17 protein-coding genes and 1 riboswitch are annotated in these 17,724 nt (G+C 41.5%); all 17 genes read right to left on the reverse strand.

Annotation, left to right across the window (positions count from 1 at the left end; all coding sequences use genetic code 11):
• Positions 1–167 precede the first annotated feature (167 nt).
• Positions 168–809, reverse strand: coding sequence for an energy-coupling factor transporter transmembrane component T family protein (locus ABF487_RS00615; protein WP_415634367.1), 642 nt, complete (start codon positions 807–809; stop codon positions 168–170).
• A gap of 5 nt (positions 810–814) precedes the next feature.
• Positions 815–2,191 (reverse strand): ATP-binding cassette domain-containing protein, encoded by a 1,377-nt coding sequence (locus ABF487_RS00620; protein WP_415624713.1) that lies wholly within the window; start codon positions 2,189–2,191, stop codon positions 815–817.
• Entirely contained in the window at positions 2,188–2,487 is a 300-nt protein-coding gene (locus tag ABF487_RS00625; RefSeq protein WP_263779606.1) for an MTH1187 family thiamine-binding protein, read from the reverse strand. The genes ABF487_RS00620 and ABF487_RS00625 overlap by 4 nt, the downstream gene beginning before the upstream one ends.
• The gene (locus ABF487_RS00630) at positions 2,484–3,062 is read right to left on the reverse strand and encodes an ECF transporter S component (protein ID WP_415634189.1); all 579 of its coding nucleotides are present in this window, start codon (positions 3,060–3,062) and stop codon (positions 2,484–2,486) included. Before ABF487_RS00630 ends, ABF487_RS00625 begins: the two co-directional genes overlap by 4 nt.
• A gap of 151 nt (positions 3,063–3,213) precedes the next feature.
• Positions 3,214–3,303: riboswitch (TPP riboswitch) on the reverse strand.
• Between the two features lie 175 nt (positions 3,304–3,478).
• Positions 3,479–7,045, reverse strand: coding sequence for a glycoside hydrolase family 68 protein (locus ABF487_RS00635; protein ID WP_415634190.1), 3,567 nt, complete (start codon positions 7,043–7,045; stop codon positions 3,479–3,481).
• A gap of 329 nt (positions 7,046–7,374) precedes the next feature.
• Positions 7,375–7,770: a type II toxin-antitoxin system HicB family antitoxin gene (locus tag ABF487_RS00640; protein ID WP_415625858.1), complete on the reverse strand. Its 396-nt coding sequence runs from the start codon at positions 7,768–7,770 to the stop codon at positions 7,375–7,377.
• Positions 7,770–7,967: a type II toxin-antitoxin system HicA family toxin gene (locus ABF487_RS00645; protein ID WP_415634191.1), complete on the reverse strand. Its 198-nt coding sequence runs from the start codon at positions 7,965–7,967 to the stop codon at positions 7,770–7,772. Before ABF487_RS00645 ends, ABF487_RS00640 begins: the two co-directional genes overlap by 1 nt.
• 275 nt (positions 7,968–8,242) lie before the next feature.
• Entirely contained in the window at positions 8,243–9,379 is a 1,137-nt protein-coding gene (locus tag ABF487_RS00650) for a YcjF family protein (protein ID WP_415634192.1), read from the reverse strand.
• A gap of 73 nt (positions 9,380–9,452) precedes the next feature.
• Positions 9,453–10,691, reverse strand: a complete 1,239-nt coding sequence (locus ABF487_RS00655; protein ID WP_415634193.1) for a hypothetical protein — start codon at positions 10,689–10,691, stop codon at positions 9,453–9,455.
• 150 nt (positions 10,692–10,841) lie between these two features.
• A complete protein-coding gene (locus ABF487_RS00660) occupies positions 10,842–10,994 on the reverse strand; it encodes a hypothetical protein (protein ID WP_415634194.1) in 153 nt (50 codons plus the stop codon).
• Between the two features lie 51 nt (positions 10,995–11,045).
• Positions 11,046–11,285 (reverse strand): hypothetical protein, encoded by a 240-nt coding sequence (locus ABF487_RS00665; RefSeq protein ID WP_415634195.1) that lies wholly within the window; start codon positions 11,283–11,285, stop codon positions 11,046–11,048.
• A gap of 70 nt (positions 11,286–11,355) precedes the next feature.
• Positions 11,356–12,897 carry a lipopolysaccharide biosynthesis protein gene (locus tag ABF487_RS00670; RefSeq protein WP_415634196.1) on the reverse strand — a complete coding sequence of 514 codons (1,542 nt, stop codon included), beginning with the start codon at positions 12,895–12,897 and terminating at the stop codon, positions 11,356–11,358.
• Between the two features lie 33 nt (positions 12,898–12,930).
• Entirely contained in the window at positions 12,931–14,112 is a 1,182-nt protein-coding gene (locus tag ABF487_RS00675; protein WP_415634197.1) for a glycosyltransferase family 4 protein, read from the reverse strand.
• Positions 14,105–15,397 (reverse strand): hypothetical protein, encoded by a 1,293-nt coding sequence (locus ABF487_RS00680; protein WP_415634198.1) that lies wholly within the window; start codon positions 15,395–15,397, stop codon positions 14,105–14,107. The genes ABF487_RS00675 and ABF487_RS00680 overlap by 8 nt, the downstream gene beginning before the upstream one ends.
• Complete coding sequence (locus ABF487_RS00685) at positions 15,387–16,223, reverse strand: glycosyltransferase family 2 protein (RefSeq protein WP_415634199.1); 837 nt, start codon at positions 16,221–16,223, stop codon at positions 15,387–15,389. Before ABF487_RS00685 ends, ABF487_RS00680 begins: the two co-directional genes overlap by 11 nt.
• A gap of 26 nt (positions 16,224–16,249) precedes the next feature.
• Entirely contained in the window at positions 16,250–16,927 is a 678-nt protein-coding gene (locus ABF487_RS00690; RefSeq protein WP_415634200.1) for a CpsD/CapB family tyrosine-protein kinase, read from the reverse strand.
• Positions 16,896–17,696, reverse strand: coding sequence for a YveK family protein (locus ABF487_RS00695; protein WP_415634201.1), 801 nt, complete (start codon positions 17,694–17,696; stop codon positions 16,896–16,898). Before ABF487_RS00695 ends, ABF487_RS00690 begins: the two co-directional genes overlap by 32 nt.
• Positions 17,697–17,724 lie beyond the last annotated feature (28 nt).

A 17,724-nucleotide genomic window follows, 5' to 3' on the forward strand; every position in this document is an offset into this window, starting at 1 on the left:
GTTCGCACCAGCCAATCACCGGCCATGTTCATCTCTCCCCGCACGTTGGCTTGCATCAAACGCCAACTTTCTCTGCTTTGGTTCAAAACTACTCTCCGGATCAAGTCGTTTGAAATCTATGACTCCCAAGATAACACAAAATTCCTAATTGTCAAACTAATCAAAAATTACAAAAATACCACAGCAAGTTGCATGACGACCAGTAGTACACTCGCAATCACGATATCTCTTTTTTTGATCACAACTTTTTTAAAGTGAGTCCGCGGCGCATTCTCAGTGAAGCCATGAGAAATCATGGCCGTCGACAGACGGGACGACCAGCGCATGGAAATCAGAATAGATTTAAAAAATAATTGCGGTGAATAGGGCGCCATTTTGACGCCGCGCATCATAGCAGCAACGCGAATTACTTTAATTTCCTGTTTGACGCGAGAAACAAAGGACAGTGCGCCGCGCAAACCGTAAATAAACACAGTCGGAAGATGAAAATTTTGTTCCAAAGAATCCAACAGCCAGTCCATATGTGTCGTAAATGAGAAAGCGGCACCCAGATAAACATAAGCTAGGATACGTGTCATCATGACCCAAGCCATCTCCCTGCTGCCAAAAGTATTAAAGGATGTCCAGGCGCCGAGCATGGGAATGATCGGCAAAAAGATCAGCAGCAAATAACGGTGCCAGCTTAGTCTGGAGGCCAACAAGTAAATTATGGTACATCCAGCAACGACTAAATTAACGCGATAATCCAAAATCACCGTGATTTCCAGACTGACAATCAGAATTAAAATAAATTTGATACTCGGGTTCATGGCATTCATGATAAACGCTCCTGATAATGCAAAGTCTGATTCTCTAGTCGCAGATAAAAATCGACTACCGGCAGCAATTGATCCAATTGGTGACTAATGATCACAAAACGCTGACGCTTGCGATCGGCAATTTCACGTAAAATGGCGGCCACCTGCCTAACAGATTGAAAATCCAATCCAGCCAAAGGTTCATCGAGCAATAAGACCGGTGTTTCCATAATCAGCATCACAAGCAATTGCAATTTTTTCTTTTGGCCGCCAGACAGTTGATAGACAATGTGATCACCGAGGCCTGACATATTCAAACGCTGCAAGTAGGCCGCGACCGCTTCTGGCTGCCAATTCTCTGGATGACGCGTTTGCTGCAAACTTAATGCTAATTCCTCATCAACAGTCATTCGCAAATACTGTTTCTCAGAATTTTGAAAAACAAGTGCGACTTCCTCCAAATAAGAAGGAACCTTTAATTTAGAAATATCCCGATCTAAGTAGGTGATTTCCCCCTCGTAATCTTTCAACCGCGTTAGGGCGTTAAACAAAGTTGACTTGCCAGTTCCATTATCCCCAGTCAAAAGTGTAATACCGGCCGCCGCTAAAAGCAGATGCTGAATTGAGAAAAGTTTTCTGTCCCCGACCGAGACCTTTAAATCATCACAAACAAATGCGCCCCTTGTTGGAACTGCGAAATCAAAAACCTGTTTAGTCGGCAAACGTTTCTTAAAATCACTTTCGCTGATCGCCTGAATCGTTTGGTCAGCCATCAGCCAAACTTGATTGGCTAGGTCCTCATAACCGGATAAATCATGATCGACAACAATAATGGTCGTGCCGTCTGCTTGCAGCTGCTTGACTTTTTTTAGTAAATAACGTCTGGACGGCTGATCGATATTAGCGAAGGGTTCGTCTAAAAGCAAGACTTTACTCTGCATAGCCACAATGACAGCTAAGGCAACTTTTTGTTTTTCGCCGCCAGACAGTGTATTTATTTTTAAATTAGACAGTTGGTTAATCCCGACAAAGTCAATCGCTCTCTGTGCTTCTGCTTGAATTCGTTCTTGAGGAACCTGCAAATTTTCCAGCGTAAAGACCAGTTCATCAAAGGGTGTTGGCATAGCAAATTGTGTATTCGGATCTTGAAAGAGCATACCAACATGACGAGCGCGCTGATTGGCCGGCAGATTATCGACGATCGTATTATCGGCAATCACCTCACCTTTCAACTGCGGATAAAAGCCTGCCAAAACACGCAAGAACGTCGACTTTCCAATACCAGAAGCGCCAATCAACAAGTTAAAACTAGCATCCTGAAACGAAATACTGAGATCATTAATAATTTTTTTATTGCCATAAGAAAGAGTCACATGGCTTAAGCTGGTCGTCATTTATCCCGATATTTATCCGTTTTCTTGGCAATCGTGAGTACATCTGATTTTGTTGCCATGTTAATTTTGCTATAAACCATGACCGGTACATCTGTAATTTGAGCAGCAACTTTGGGCAACTCTTTTAAAATAGCCATCAACTGGTCGTAGTCGCCTTCCAAGGTAGATTCAAACGGCCCGACCTGATAATTAACACCACTTTTATCAATATAAGCAATCACGTAATCGACAATCCGAATGACGTCGTCCCGATCTGCCGTGATGGGCAATACTTGCACTGCAATACTAGAAATCATTTAACAATCTCCGATTTATCGTTTGAAAGAATGCCCGATTTTGCAATTAGTTTCTCCGTGAAATACACAATCACACCCGAAAAAATGGCAGCTGAAATCAGACGCGTGATAAACAGACCAATCAAAAGTCCTAATGCGTATTGTGAGTAACCGTTTCTCAATAAATCCCAAATAAATGTGACAAGCGTAACAGTCACAACCGACAAAGATAGGCTCATCTTATCCCAGCGGCGGTAACCAAAGGCGGCAAAGCCAATTTCCGTCCCAAAACCCTGAATAGCGCCAGCGACGATATCCATAATGCCCCACTGTGAACCAAAAACCATTTCAACGATTCCAGCCAGTGTTTCCCCAAGAATAGAAGCACCAGGACGACGTAAGATATAACCCGCCATTGGTCCAGCCATCAGCCAAGGGCCAATGGTGGCATCATTGGCAAATGGACTGAGTCCCATCGGTGTTAGCACGGCTGCGAGGCCGTTATAAGCAAATGCCCATACCCAAAAAATAAAACCAAAAAAAATACTGATCAAAGCCAGAAAAATGAAATCACGCAAGGACCATTTTGTATGCATAAGATACCCTCCAAAAAAAATTTTTTAAACATCGCCATGCAGGACTTACCATCAAAAAAGCCAGTCTCTGTAAGAAGACTGGCTTGAAAAGTATCTATTACGACCGAATATTTATGTGATCAGAACAACGAGCACACGATAATAAAGCGGTAAATCTCTCAAGTAATCTCCCTACGCTAGTGCAAACTAGATCAGGTTATGTGGGTGTAATCTCAGCCTTCAGGCACCCCAGATTTTGATGTTTTGGTTATTTGCGATCAAATAACAATCTAAAGTTTATCATAGCTAATTCCAGCAAGCAAACGCAATTACTGATGATGATCGCATACCTTTTTCCAAATACATAATTTTCTATTTTTTGAACAAACTGAGTCTCTTGGAATCACAGCATCTTCATAACCTAATGCCGACAGTTCTTAAGCCAAGGCACGGCGGTCAACCCAAAAGATTTGATTAGTACCAGTAACTCGCACTTGTGCATATTCATATAATCGCGGCTTCGTTCTGCTGCCGCGATTGGTCTCGACAACCGCTAGCACAGTCACAGTGCGATTTTGCAAATTCAAACTGCTTAACGATGCTGTTGGCAGAACCGTATCATCACTCGTCAAAGCCGGACCATCGGTATAAACCATATCCTGCCGTCCCCAAGGTTCAATGATCCGAGCTGAACTGGCAAAGTTAGTGATTGTCCGCCTTGTGGCATAAGGCTGTACATTCAAAGAACGAGCGTCGACCCAAAAAGTCTGAGAACCATTCGTAACCTGTACATAGGTGTAGCGAAGATTATTGCTTGCGCGCGTCGTCGTGACACTCTGAAGAATCCGAACCGACTGATTACGATAATTATCGATTGAACCATTGCCGTCCAGAGTAGCAGTGCTGGTCAATGCCGGCCCTGCGTTATAGATTGAGTCAGTGCGGCGGCCAGGATCGATAACCGCATAATGGCCAGTTGATGCAGTTGGCGCAGATTGGCTGTCAAAAACCGAAACAGATCGTGTGTCAATCCAATATTCGTTGATACCAGCACCATTTTGAATATTCTGATCATGAACGCGCAAATAAATATAATGCTGACCGTTAGCCCGAACTGTATCCACAGACTCAAGCACAGTGACAAGATGATGATTGACGGAATTAGATACCGCAAAATAATGTTGCGCGCCAGGTGTCGATAAGGCTGCAGCATCCTCGTAAAGGCCATCGTGACGAATGCCCGCCGCAATATAGGCCTGGTAATTCAATCCATATGAACTGTGAACAACAAGGGAAAACGGTGCAAAGTTCAATGCACGTACATCGACCCAATAAGACTGATTGCCATCGCTAACATAGGCGTACTGATAATCTCGATTATTAGTCTTTCTGTGAGTTGTTTCGATTTGCAGAACATACACATTATGCCCATTGAAGTCAGAGGCCCGCCCGTTACCACCAGCAGCAGAGGTCTCCACGCTTGTGTTTGCTGGGCCAAGAAGATAAATACCATCATAAGGACGGCTGGCAACGGTTGCCCACTGATTTCTCGGTTGACTCAAAATAACCGAATCATATTCATTAGCAGCCACACCTCGCTGGTCGATCCAGAATATCAAATTGTTCTTATCGACGTCCCGAACCCTCAAAAATGTGTAATAGCCGCCATTAGAACGGACTGTTAATACTTGCTCTAGTACTTGAACACGGTCTCCTTGAAAATGCGAAGAATGATATTCAGCAGAAGGTACATTCGTATCAGCGGAAGTAAGCGCAGGCCCATTTAAAAAGATACCTTCATCGCGGCCGGACAAATTCCTGATTGTGCCGGTATAATTTGTCGCATTAGAAGACACAATTGCAGCTTCATAATGATCGACTGTGGCCAAAAGAGCACCAATGGCTTTAGCCGAGGCACTTTCAGCAATCGCTCCTTGAGCCATGACAGAACCCGGAATCACACTGGTCTGATCCCCGTTAATAGCGATTTCAAAAGAAGGGCCGAAGGTGGCATAATTATTGGCCCCGGCCGCGAAATTACGATTCGTCATATAAGTGGTAATAATCACACGATTACTGTTGGGCACTTTGATCGCAAAATAAGAATAATTGAAAGTCTTACTATTGCCAGGTTGCGAACTTGATACGACTAAGCCGTTGCCATTCAAAGGACGGTATTGACCGTTAATCGTATCCGAAACAAAGCCTAGCATCATCACATTATCTCCGTTGTCAGAGTTATTAATCGAGGAACGCCCGATCCTTGTCGAGGTAAACAAGTAATACTTGCCATTTAGGTAAACCATCGATGGGCGCTCTAACTCTTCTGAAGCCAAAGTTGCTGTAATTATCGGTGCCATAACCGTGACGCTATTGTCATCGTTCAGCTTAATCAAACCAATCACGGAATTGGCAACTTTAGCAATATTGATACTGCCACTATTAGAAGCTAGCAAAGAATATTGCTGATTGACAGCATCTTGAGAATCCGATGAATAGGAAGATAAATTATTCAAATCTTGAAGATGGTCTGATGTGTTAATAGGTGCCGAACCTTCAAAAGCCAAGTAACGGTCGACGCCGCCATTTGCATTGGCAACGAAAATGATATGCGGGTCACGCAGAGCCGTATCCATTAACGGCTGGCCATTTTTCGTTGCCTGGACCTTACCGTTGTAAGCTTGTTCATTGGTCATATATTGCTGGCCGTCAGCATCAAAAATAATATGATCATCCAAAACTTTCGTGTAGAGGCTATCATCGGGATTCGCATATAACCCAAGCTGCGCCGTCGCTAAATGCGAATAATTATCAGCAATTTCGACAGAGGTGTAATAAAGCTGAATCGTATTATCCGCATTCAAGATAGCCGAACCCGACCATTGCTGAGATTCAATCGGATATTGTTGATGAAAATCCAAACGATCATCTTTGATAGCTGGATTAGAAGCAGCATAAACATGTGCCTGAGGGGTATCGGGGTTATACCCCCACTGGTAATTCTCTTGCACCACATCATTTTGAAAAATTGCGCCGGTTGTTTGCCATTGATCAATCGCAGCTGATGACAAATCGGTGCTTTTTTGATCATCGTTTTTATAAAAAAGATACAAATGCCCGTCAGACCAATTAGCGCCAACACCAGCCATGGCAATCACCACTTGATATGTATGCTGACCGATCGTAATTGTTTGAATCGAGCCATCGGTTGGATTCTGCACTGGCCATGAATCCCAGACATCCAATTGCGTTGGTTGATGATTGACACGACCGCTTGCAGGATCCGGACTAGTATCGACCGTAACTGCGGCTGGTAGATTTTGGATTTTTGTGGGATCGACTGCTGGGTAGGAATAATTAGGATTCTGCCAGTTTGCGGACTGGTTCATACTGTTCAAATCAGAGATGGTCAGATTTGGCGTTCCTTGATGAGTATCCCAATGATCGTTGTTTAACGCGTTGATCTGGCTATCAGTCAAAACATTAATTGATGCATCCAAAAACCCTGAATAAAATACACCATTATCATTTAATTTTGTATAGTGGGCATGAAAATATTGTGAACGAGCCTCTTGGACATCGGTATGAGTCAACCCATCGCGGCTATTATTTGTATTTGTCGAAATAGGCGCAGTAGGAGTTTCAGGCTGTTGTGCATTGGCCGCTGGCTGAGATGTCGTTCCTTCATTGGTTGTCGATGATTGGCCAACAGCATTTTGTGAACCTGCATCGGCTGTGCTGCTATCGGTCTCAGGACTTGTTGTCACTGGATTATTATTAGTAGGCTGTGTGTCCGTAGTCGAAGACTGATCGGCTGTCTTTGCTGCAGGATCTGGATTGGCTGGCTGTTGAGAAACCTGCTCAGCTGTCGTCTGTCCTTGCGGTGTCTGTGCTGCATCAGCCGAAGCCGAAAGTTGAGGAGCGACGACGGCAACAGCCGCGATAACAGCACCAACCACCCAATTTTTACCAGATTTATAAAGTTTCTTTCTTAAAATTTGCACGCTGTGCCCCAAACTTTACCAAATATTCTCAAAACATTAACAGAGCGAAGCGGAAGAACATCTTTATCTTTGCCTATCTCAGAAAATACTCAACAAACATCATTTCATTAGTAAATCAGTTGTTAATTTTAGCATAAACCTCTATTCTTGTACTAAGCCATTTAGTTTGAAAACGCATACATTATATTTTTAAATGGTGAATCACCAGCAGGTCAATGCCTGACTGAAACGAATCGGACAGCTGTAATTAACAAAATAAGGCACATAAAAAAACGACCAATCATGGTCGCTTTTTTGTCAGACAACTATTAAGAGCACAGAAGAGATAATTAGCAGACTTTAAGTTTTTCCTCTAATGCCTCAGTCAGAGTTTGGGAGAAATTAATTCCTTGTGCTTCGGCTCTCCTAGCTAAATCCGCTGGGATAGTTGTGTTCTTTTTTACCGATAAAGATTTAGTTTGTTCGCGTGCTTGAACCAAATCAACTTCAACTGGATAAACGGCTTGTTGGCCCTGAACTTTAATCTGACTAATATCGGATGCGGTTGGATAGGCATCTCGATAATCAACAATTAAGATGGAACCTAGTACTTCTGATGCGCGAATCAAAGCCTGCTTGAGATTATCCCCTTCAGTAAAAGCATTAGGTATATCGGGAAAATTGACAACATAGCCTTGCCCATCTTTCTCAAAAATGGCTGGATATACGAGATAACGTTCTTTCATCAATTTACCTCCTTGATGCTGCGAATAATCGACTGATAAGTCTCAATTCGAATAGCATCTTTTAAATGACTATACGGCACCGGTATCGAACGTCTGCCTGGTTTCTTGAAAATATGGTGATCACCGTTAATATAACTTTCAATATATCCGGCCGCTTTCAACAATTCCACAACTTCTTTTGCCCGGTGTTCCACCATGTAAGACATATTTTATACGTATCTATACGTATTGTCAAACAGCATGCATGCAAGCTGTTGCTCTTCAAAAATCGGCATATCTCCTCCAATCCTAATAGTTCCGTCCTTCTAGCCTAAGCCGACAAATTTGAATTAACTAGACAAATACCTGAGAAATCGTAATGCAAGATTGTAGAAATCTTTTCAACAAAAACACCGATGACAATAAATAGTCATCCAGCCGATCGTTAATTTTCAAAAAAACATACCCTCTGAGGATATGTTTTTCAAATAATTCATTCAGCCTTTTTAACTTGTGCCGAGGGGCTGTGCTGCAAATAATCGGCTAGCAACCCCTGAAATAACTTTTTCAAATCATCAGGCGCTATAGCATCAAGGTTGACTTTACCAGCGATCACGAGTTCCATTAATTCAATATATGCATTACCCAAAGCAATAGTAATTGTGCCGCCAACGGCACCAGAAATCACGCCGCCAACAGCAGTACCAACTCCAGGAATCAGCTTCAAGATGGAAGAGGCCAGTGACTTGCCACCGGCAATCGCTCCCAGAACGCCAAGCACTGCAGGTATAACAGTTTCTAGTGTTTTCTTTTCTATATCAATCCCATACATGGTCGTAATATCGGTAATCATTTTGGTCTGTGTCGGTGCCATCATTGCTGCATCAGCGAGTGGCAGAGGAACAAAGCCCTCGCCAAAAGTAGCTGCCGAATACATTAGCACACGTTGCCGAGCCACATGCCGCTTTAAAGCAATCGATCCCTGCTGTGCATTTACAAAAGAGGTCTGAACGGCCTCAGGAATAATTTTACAAGTAGCCTCAACTAACTGCGAGACACCGAATGCAGCTACACCTTCATCACTTTGAGCTAGCACCGGAATACAATCCGACACTGCCTGAGCTCTAGAAGTAATATCAGCTCTTAACTCTTCTGCAGACTGTTTAGAATAGGCTTTGGTCAGGACAACAATAACCGGAATGCCTTGTTTAATAATATCATCAATGAAACCTTTTTCAGCTTCTTCAAAACTACCTCCTAGAGCGTTGACACAATACCACATGCAATGAACATCGTCGTCAGGATCATCAGTTTTGCTGGTCTTTTTAACAAGTTTTTTAATGTTCTTTTCGGACTGCTTCAAATCCCGTGGATCCAATTCAAACCCAACTGTATCGTAAATCCGAATAGGTAAACCCTCTTTTTCTATTAAACGGATCGTCTTCGTAACGGGTTCGCCAGTTCCGGTAGTGGCCAAATTCTCACGGAATGCAGTATTAATCAAGGTGGACTTTCCAACACCAGTCTTCCCCGCAATCAGAATATTAATCTTCTTTAAATTGCGCTGACCCTGTTTCAATTTCGCTAGTGCATCAGCAACGAAATTCATATAGTCAATCTTATTCGCCATTTCAGCCTTCCCATCCTTATCCAATATGATTTTATTTTACTTCACCATATCGCATGAAAATGTTGCGAATTAATTACTTCTCAGCCGCTTCCGGCAGCCACAAAAAAGTCTTTCCACCCTTAAGCATCAACTGCACATCCTGACCATATAGGCTGAAATCCATCTGTTCACCTGGCTTAGGCACGGCCAGTTCGGCTTCGATCTTGTTCGCCAAGACTGGATCCAGCTCTGTATAATGCCAATCTTTATTGATCACACCAGTAACTACTGCAATTGCACCCTGTATACCATCTTTTTGGCGTCTATGCTGATCGAGATCAATTTCAAAGTGCTGAATTTGCTCACGGTGCCAGGCAACGAGATCTTGATCAAGTTTCAAAGATGGTTTTTCGTAGGTCTCAAGCAGCGAGTAGCTATAGTCGCTGGATAGTTTTCCGTTTCCAAACACCAGAGTTAATTCGCCAATTTTTTGCAGCAAGGCCAATAAAATTTGTTGATAACGAATCAAACTCTCAAAATCACTGACCAAGGCCGTATATTCCTTATAACTCAGATCGTTTTTTGGTGCCATTTTATCCTGCAATTCCAGATTTACCTGAGATAAAAGTTCCGTGGCCTTCTCTGACAAGTCCTGCAACTGCAAAAGTTTGTTATTGCGAATCGTTTTGTCTTCAAAAAGTTCTTGACTGAATTTGGATAAGGACTGCACTGTAACGACAAGTGATTGTAAACGGCTTTTGAATTCTCGTTTCTGATAATCACTGATTTCGCTGACCGACTTATCCATTTTTTCTAACTTGCCGTTAATTTCGGTCATATAGTACTGGCCAACAACTAAGGAAGCAACATTCATCACATTAGCGACTGCAGCAATAGGCAACTGATTGCCCTTAATCGGGATTAGATTTGGCATTCCGTTAATGCCGTTTTCCCCTCTGGTAATACCACGAAAGGCGCCATCCATGGTTCTTGACTTTACTAGGCTCTCGCCATTTTTTAAAACCGCTCTATATAAAATCCCGTTTCCCTTGCCAGTCTTTTGTGAATTCGCAAGAGCGTTCACGATTGCCGGAGTCAAAGAAGCTACTCGTGACAACAAATTCTTATCCGTGATTTCACGCAGCAGATTCGGCTTAATCTCAACAGTAGCAGGTAATTTGCTTACCACGACTGCTGGTTGACTGGGCTCTTCAGATACCGCTGGCATCATATCAGCAGCCCCATCATTTCTTTTACGCGAGTGCCGGCTATATAGAAAAATAAAAACTGTCAGCGTAATCACAACTATGCCGCCCACAATCCAAGCAATCATCTCAAACTCCTAAATCCTTATTTTGAAAATAGCTTAGCACTGTTATGGGCAAAATGGCGGCGCTCACATGCCTATTTTCGGATATAAAAAAACACCTCACAGGTCCCAGCCCGATGCAGTGTTTCCTTTGTTATTGCAATTACCAACTCATTAAACTTTGGCGAGCTTTGACATGACCTTTTTAATATTTTTATTGGTGGTAATACTTTCCAGCATTTTCTTCTGTAATTCTGGTTTGGAAAGACGGTCTTCAATAATTTTTTTTGCAGTGGTAGTAGTCAATTTAGGCGAAATATCGTTCATTTGAGGCCTCCTTGAAGAGATTGTATCATGTTGGTCCTCCTCAACAAACCACTACCAATCGTATTTCTCCCATAGCTTTGTTGTATTGGGCACCGAGACCTTAAAAATATCGTTAATATACTCGTCATGAATGACATGACCGAAGTCGTCCACATAACCGTGAAAATCCAGTTTGCCCTCGTTGGTCCACTGCCTGAGAATACGCAGCAGCTCTTTTTCATCCAAGCCGCAGAATTTCAAGAGGTCGTCATAACGCATCTTAATTGCGACTAATTGCTTATTCGTCAACATACGATCATCATACGAACACATGTTCCTATAAATAAGATTCACTACGATTTTTTGAAAAATGGTTCCCACATCATGCAGCTTTCTTGAATCTAGCAAGCAGCTGTCGAATCATACCCCACAAAAATGCAAACTCCTTTTTTCTGCCAAAAAGTAGCAGAAAAATAACCAGATCCATAGCGAAAGAAATCAAGACAGTTAACAATAGGCCGCCAAAGCCTCGCCATAGAAACATTTTGGACATATAAAAATTTAAAACCATGCTGATAGTCAGGACGACCATATAACCAATATAGTCCCACCAATACTTGAGGGATTTTTCTTGAATGCCATATTTCAAAACAAGGCTGGGTTCCCACCAGGAATTTATCAGCAAATTGCTTAAAATAGTTCCCAGCAGCGTTCCAGCAATGCCCCATCTCATGACGGCAATAAAAAAAAGCGAGAGAAGCAGGTTGAACAAAGCTTCAATCATTGATTTCCAGCCAATTCTGCTATAGAGGCCATAGGCAGCCACAAAATTAATAAGCGGCTGTCGCATCTGATTGATAGCAAAATTAGCAATAATAGCCAAAACTGTTAACTCGGTTAATAAGTACCGCTGCCCAATCCACACATGAATAAAAGGGTTTAAGCAACTTGCCAATAGCGAGGATGAAAAAAAAGTCAACGTAAAGTTGATAAAAATATAGCGCTGAAAAATCTGAAAAACATGTGACTTTGATTCGCTGATAGTAAGATTCCCCAAGCTGGCTGTCACAGCACCCACAGCCTTATTCAAGATGCCCGTTAGAGCATTCACGACTAATGTGTAATTAGCAAACAGTCCGACCGATAACAGACCCAAAAAACTCGATATCAGCAAATTATCGGTTCCAAAAACGACAATGCCGCCTATTTGCGATCCGATTAAACCGATCGTATTATGTACAATCGTATCCAAATCTTTTTTTGGCAATGTGCTATCCGATAACTGTTTCAAATAGTCATAACGACGATCCACAAGTCGCGAAATAGTCACATTAGAAATCAGCGTACAGATAATTTGAATAATCAAAAAGAGAAAATAATTCTGCCAAATTAATAAAATGATGATTTGCAAGACTGATTGCACGGAAGTAAAAATAAATTGATTGGTCAGATTAACATAGTCCTTCTGATCAGCAGTCAAGATGGCCCGTTTATATGCAAACAAATAACTAATGACAGTGTTGGCCAAAAAAAGACAAAAATAGATGCGAATATTTGGTAACGAATTATGTCTGATTAACAAATGAAGAAACGGCAGAACAGCTAGGCCCAACAGCCCAACGATCAACGCAATATAAAAATAAGCTTTGCGATACAGTGCCAGTAAAGCCCGTATTTCGCTCTGCTTGCCCAAAGCCAAAGGACGATACATAGAAAACACAATCGCTGAACCTAGCCCTAGCTCACTAAAGGACAGTAGCATCAAAATATTATTAAAAAGACCGTTCGCTCCTAAATAACGCAGACCTAATTCGTGGATAAAGGTAGTTTGTACGATAAATTTAATTACAATCGTCGCCATCTGTGTCAAGCTAGCGACGCCAGAATTAAGTAACGAATATTTTAATCGGTTAGGTTCTTCCAATCAGCAGTCTCCCTTAGAAAGCCTTTACGCGATCTATTTCTTTTCTTGGCCAGACAGAAGATCCGTATAAAGCGCCAAAACTTCTGAAGCTGTCTTACTAACATCATAGCGGCTGATAGATTCTTTAGCTGCTTGATGAGCAAGGTTCGGTATTGTTTCGCGATTTTCAGCTAGAAAATTAAGTTTTGCAGCTAAATCCGATACGCTTCCCGCTTCATATAAGATCCCATTGTGACCGTCTGAAATGAGTTCACTATTTGCACCACTATTTTCAGCAATCACAATTAGTCCGGCCATCATATACTCAACAGTTGTCAAACCAAAGCCTTCAGGCGAACTAACGACTCCTATCTGGTAGCCTTGCAGACGCGTCATCGCATTTGTAACATAACCACGCAAATGAAAGATGCCAGACATTTTTTCTCTGCTAATTAAGTGCTTCAATTGATTAATATATGATGAATCACCATCGCCAATGAAATCAACCTGAAACTTCTTGCGAATTTTTTCTGGCAATAAAGCCAATGCTTTAATCAATCGGATCTGGCCTTTAAAATCAGAAATACTGCCAATTTGTACAATTTTCAGGTAGGCAGTCGAGGAATACCTCCTATTAACATCGATGATCCTTGCCGAATCAATACCATCAGCTATTTGATAAATCTTATCCACTGGCAGCCCTAATGACTGCCAACTATTTGAAACATATTCGGAAATCGCGACGAAGCGATCTGCGTGTGCCTTCATAAAACTAATGGCATGCCCAGGAACTGTAAAAAAAAGATTGCCAGTAGTGAAGGTTTCTCTTAAATGCCAAATATGCGGTAAATGATATTTTGCCGCCAAATAAGCTCCAAGAGGATTGATACTGACATTTGTATGTATGAGATCTATTTTCGAAAAATCGACCACTGTCGCACTATGTTTAATCGCAACAGATAATTGATATTTAAAAATGCAATAAAAGAGGGGCGTGGCCAAACGCTTCACGAATTTTTTCCATTTCCTATCAGTGCCCACGTACCAGCCAACGCGGCCAATAACATGGTTCTCGATACCCAAATTATTTAGCTGGTCATTCAGCGGCCCGGAAATGGCAGTCAGAACAACAGGCCTAATCTGATTTTGTTTTTGAAAAGCTTTTAAAAGTACCAAAAGCTCATTCGGCGATCCAAAATACTGATCGACATCCACTACATAGAGAACACTAAGCAACTTTAATGGCCTCCTCTTTAAGGCGTACCGTCAAAGCAACGCTGAAAACAAACCAGGAAAAGAAATAGAGAATGTAATAGTCTCTAAATGGTTGCGAAATGACAGTAACTAAAAATAAAGCTGCCAGCAGCCCAACCCAGGTAATTAGCTTATATGCCGGGCGTTCGGCAAAGGAAAGAAAATTTTTCAAATATAGGCCATAAAAAGCCAATGCCACGACGTAAAAACGAATGCCACCCATATACAAAAGTAAAGATAAACTATTGATCGCGAGATGAATATGAATATTCTGAGTATTTAAATCAAGAACATTGAGTCCAACTCCATAGCGAGCAGCCTGATATTTTTGGAAGGCCATCTGTATTAGGTACGCACGTTCATTGGTCGTATCTTGTCCATTATGTTCGATCAATTGGCTTCCAAGACCAAGAAGCTGGTTAATGTAAGGCCGAAAATCTGGGAAAATAAAATATATAGCCGCGCCACTCACAATTAAAATAATAATCCCACCAAAGAAACGAATTAAAAAAGTCAACAGATTTTGATCATCTAGTAGGGCTAGCGCAAGGACAAGGCCAAACACGACCGCTGTTGGAATAAAGGATTTATTTTCATTGTAGAAGATCGAAAAATACAACATGAATAAGCCTTCAGCCAGAGTCAGCCAAATTAGCAATCTTTTCCGATTAAAATAAAAATAAATCACATTCGATACAAGTAAAGACACCCAAAAAAGATTAATGATGTTGGTCCCGCTGTAGCCAATGAGGCCGGTAATGCTATCGGGGATATAAGGATTCCAAGAAATGAACTTCGCAATCATAAAGGAGGAGGTCATTTTTTCAAGGATAATAATCGGCACGTTGAGCCAAAAATAAATATTGGAAAAAGTCAATACCCAGTTAAAAAATTTCCAAAGCAATTTTGAATCATATTTATCAAATAAGTAACAGAAAAAGACCAACAGCAATATTGGCGAAAACACCATAAGCAAATTGTTCACCGCGAGCAGACCAACTCCTAAGGACAGCAAATTTCCTATGATATTGGCTATCAAAAAAAAGATTGACGCCAAATAGAGAATAGTCAGCATTGGCATCTTCTTTTTGTGCAGGAAATCATTCACATCGAAAAAACGCTGATAACAAATGAACAGAAAAACAGCGATCAAGGCGGCCATCCAAATCTGATAATCGGAAGGGAAAAAATATCTGCCAACGAAAACATGGGCAGTGAGAGCAAACAATATAATTTTGTCGGTCAATGTGAAATCTTTATTCTGCATGAGGGGTCTTAATTAATTCCTTCTGTAGTTCATGACAAATCCGCTTAATTGGATTAGGCAGCAAAATAAAAAGGCGCGTGCTTAAACGATTAAGGGGGTATTTTCTGTCAATAATCTTTTTGTGTTCCGCTGTGCGAATCTGTTTGTGGCCTTTAAAAGAGGCAGAACCGGAATGGTAGACAAATGTTTTCAGCGACGCAGCATTCTGCCAGCCGAATTTTTTGATCCTCTGGGAAAAATCAACCTCTTCTCCGTAACCGCTAGCGAAAATCCTCTCGTCAAACCCGCCAACCGCCGAGATTGCTTGACGCTTAATATAGACACAGTGGCCAATACAGGTCGGCAGCCACGCAGCCGGGGCTTTATGGGCAGTAATACGAAGCAGTAAATCCGAAAACCTTTGTGGCGTAATATGGCAAGGCAATTCAGAGTCCTGATTGAACTTCGGCACCGAAACAATGGTGCCTTTATTCGTTAATGCTGTCGCTGTGCCAATCTTCGATTTCGAATAGGCTGCTTCACGTAAATAATCAATCCAATGATCATTTACAACTGTATCAGAATTCAAGATGATCACATCGTTTTTGCTCTGATGAAAACCAATATTAATCGATTTAGAGAAACCGAGATTGCTCGCATTATGGATAATTTGCACATTCGAAGCTCCCTCGAATTCCAACAACAGCAGTCTAATCTTAGCATCAGGTGTTCGATCATCAACTAAAATCAAACGAAAAGCACTTTGATTGACAACAGTCATGATGCTACGCAGACAACGCTTAGTTTGCTGAAATCCAGCAAATATTGGAACAACCACATCTATCATTTGCTTCTCCACTCCCAAAATATCAATTAATATTTATTTTTCGTGACTACTTTATTGAATACGGCCCCTAACAAATTAGCATGGACGCTTCGCAGAAATTTTGCCGCTTTGATAACACTGTGTTTTCTCGCAATACCCTGTGGTGTCACTAGGATAACACCATCAACCTTGGTAGCTAGAATCCGGCCGTCAGCAACAGGAAGAATAGCGGGCGTATCGAAAATAACCATATCAAAGTCTTTTTTAAGCTCTTTAATCAAGTGCGTCATGTGGTTGGAATTCAGAAGATCGGCAGGATTTTCGGAGGAAAAACCACTGGTCATAATCGATAATTTCTTAATTTGAGTTTTCTTGATTGTCTTTTTTAAAGAGACATCTGAATCGTCAAGCATCGAGGCCAGGCCAAGCTGGTTACTGACGCAAAAAGTATCATGAACAGACGGATTTCTTAAATTTGCATCGATAAAGATAGTTTTTTTGCCTAATTTCGCCCAAGAAACAGCTAAATTAGACGCAACAGAAGAAGTTCCTTCCGATTGTTCGGCAGAAGTAACCATGAGTGTGCTGACCGCTTTTTCTGACGAAAATTGAATATTCGTCCTGATTTCGCGGAATTGTTCGGCAGTAATGGAACTTTCGTCAAAAGCCGCTGGCAAGCCAACAATATTTTTTCTAGCGCTTTTTTTGGGGGTGCTTTTTTTCATGCGTAGGTTCATCCGTTTCGCTTTCTTGTGTGATTCGATCCAGCTTTATATTAGCCATCATTGTATTATTATCAATAACTTGATCAGAAATGTTAAAAACAGTACCAAGATTCGGCAACTGAGCTTTTTCAATCAAAAACTTTTCATCTTTAACTGAGTTATCGAAGTATTCATAGAGCAGTGCGATCAAGCCGCCCAAGAGAACGCCGGCAACCAAGCCAACCGCAATGAACAATTTTTTCGGAGGGAAGATCGGCCCTTGCGGAATACCCGCCTTGGAAATAATATGAACATTTTTGATAGACATCAAATTGTTGATACGATTTTTGAAGCGATAGGCTACAGCGTTGGCAATTGCAGCTGCCATCCTTGGATTGTTATTGGAAGCAATAATCGTAAACACTTGCGAATCCGATCCACTGGAGACAATCACATTTTTTTGCAGCTGGGCCAAAGGAATATCAAGCTGATAGCGATCAATTAAAGTCCTTCTGACACCATTGAGAATGATTGGTTTGCGAATAAAATCCTTATATGTATTGATCAGTTGAATATCTGTTTGAATTTGATTGTATTGTTCAATCGAATTACTGTTAGTTTTCCGATTGACGAGCATGTCTGTGCTCGATTGATAAACAGGTGTCACAAAAAAAGTCGTAACGATCATTGTGAGCAAAGCAACCAAAAATCCCGAGAAACTGATGAGTTTCCAATGAGTCTTGAGAATCCTGCCTATATTTTTTGAAATATATTCTTTTTGGTTATCCATAATTTTAATCTAGCGGGTTAGTACTGAA

Source organism: Oenococcus sp. (assembly GCF_047725585.1).
GTDB lineage: Bacteria > Bacillota > Bacilli > Lactobacillales > Lactobacillaceae > Oenococcus > Oenococcus kitaharae_A.

Bases quoted from the DNA above. Each gene is read 5' to 3' on its own strand.
- ABF487_RS00630 (WP_415634189.1), bottom strand. From the start codon at position 3,062: ATGCATACAAAATGGTCCTTGCGTGATTTCATTTTTCTGGCTTTGATC.
- ABF487_RS00660 (WP_415634194.1), bottom strand. From the start codon at position 10,994: ATGAACGATATTTCGCCTAAATTGACTACTACCACTGCAAAAAAAATT.
- ABF487_RS00690 (WP_415634200.1), bottom strand. From the start codon at position 16,927: ATGAAAAAAAGCACCCCCAAAAAAAGCGCTAGAAAAAATATTGTTGGC.
- ABF487_RS00615 (WP_415634367.1), bottom strand. From the start codon at position 809: ATGAACCCGAGTATCAAATTTATTTTAATTCTGATTGTCAGTCTGGAA.
- ABF487_RS00680 (WP_415634198.1), bottom strand. From the start codon at position 15,397: ATGCAGAATAAAGATTTCACATTGACCGACAAAATTATATTGTTTGCT.
- ABF487_RS00655 (WP_415634193.1), bottom strand. From the start codon at position 10,691: ATGATTGCTTGGATTGTGGGCGGCATAGTTGTGATTACGCTGACAGTT.
- ABF487_RS00640 (WP_415625858.1), bottom strand. From the start codon at position 7,770: ATGAAAGAACGTTATCTCGTATATCCAGCCATTTTTGAGAAAGATGGG.
- ABF487_RS00665 (WP_415634195.1), bottom strand. From the start codon at position 11,285: ATGTTGACGAATAAGCAATTAGTCGCAATTAAGATGCGTTATGACGAC.
- ABF487_RS00695 (WP_415634201.1), bottom strand. From the start codon at position 17,696: ATGGATAACCAAAAAGAATATATTTCAAAAAATATAGGCAGGATTCTC.
- ABF487_RS00620 (WP_415624713.1), bottom strand. From the start codon at position 2,191: ATGACGACCAGCTTAAGCCATGTGACTCTTTCTTATGGCAATAAAAAA.
- ABF487_RS00685 (WP_415634199.1), bottom strand. From the start codon at position 16,223: ATGATAGATGTGGTTGTTCCAATATTTGCTGGATTTCAGCAAACTAAG.
- ABF487_RS00645 (WP_415634191.1), bottom strand. From the start codon at position 7,967: ATGGTGGAACACCGGGCAAAAGAAGTTGTGGAATTGTTGAAAGCGGCC.
- ABF487_RS00650 (WP_415634192.1), bottom strand. From the start codon at position 9,379: ATGGCGAATAAGATTGACTATATGAATTTCGTTGCTGATGCACTAGCG.
- ABF487_RS00625 (WP_263779606.1), bottom strand. From the start codon at position 2,487: ATGATTTCTAGTATTGCAGTGCAAGTATTGCCCATCACGGCAGATCGG.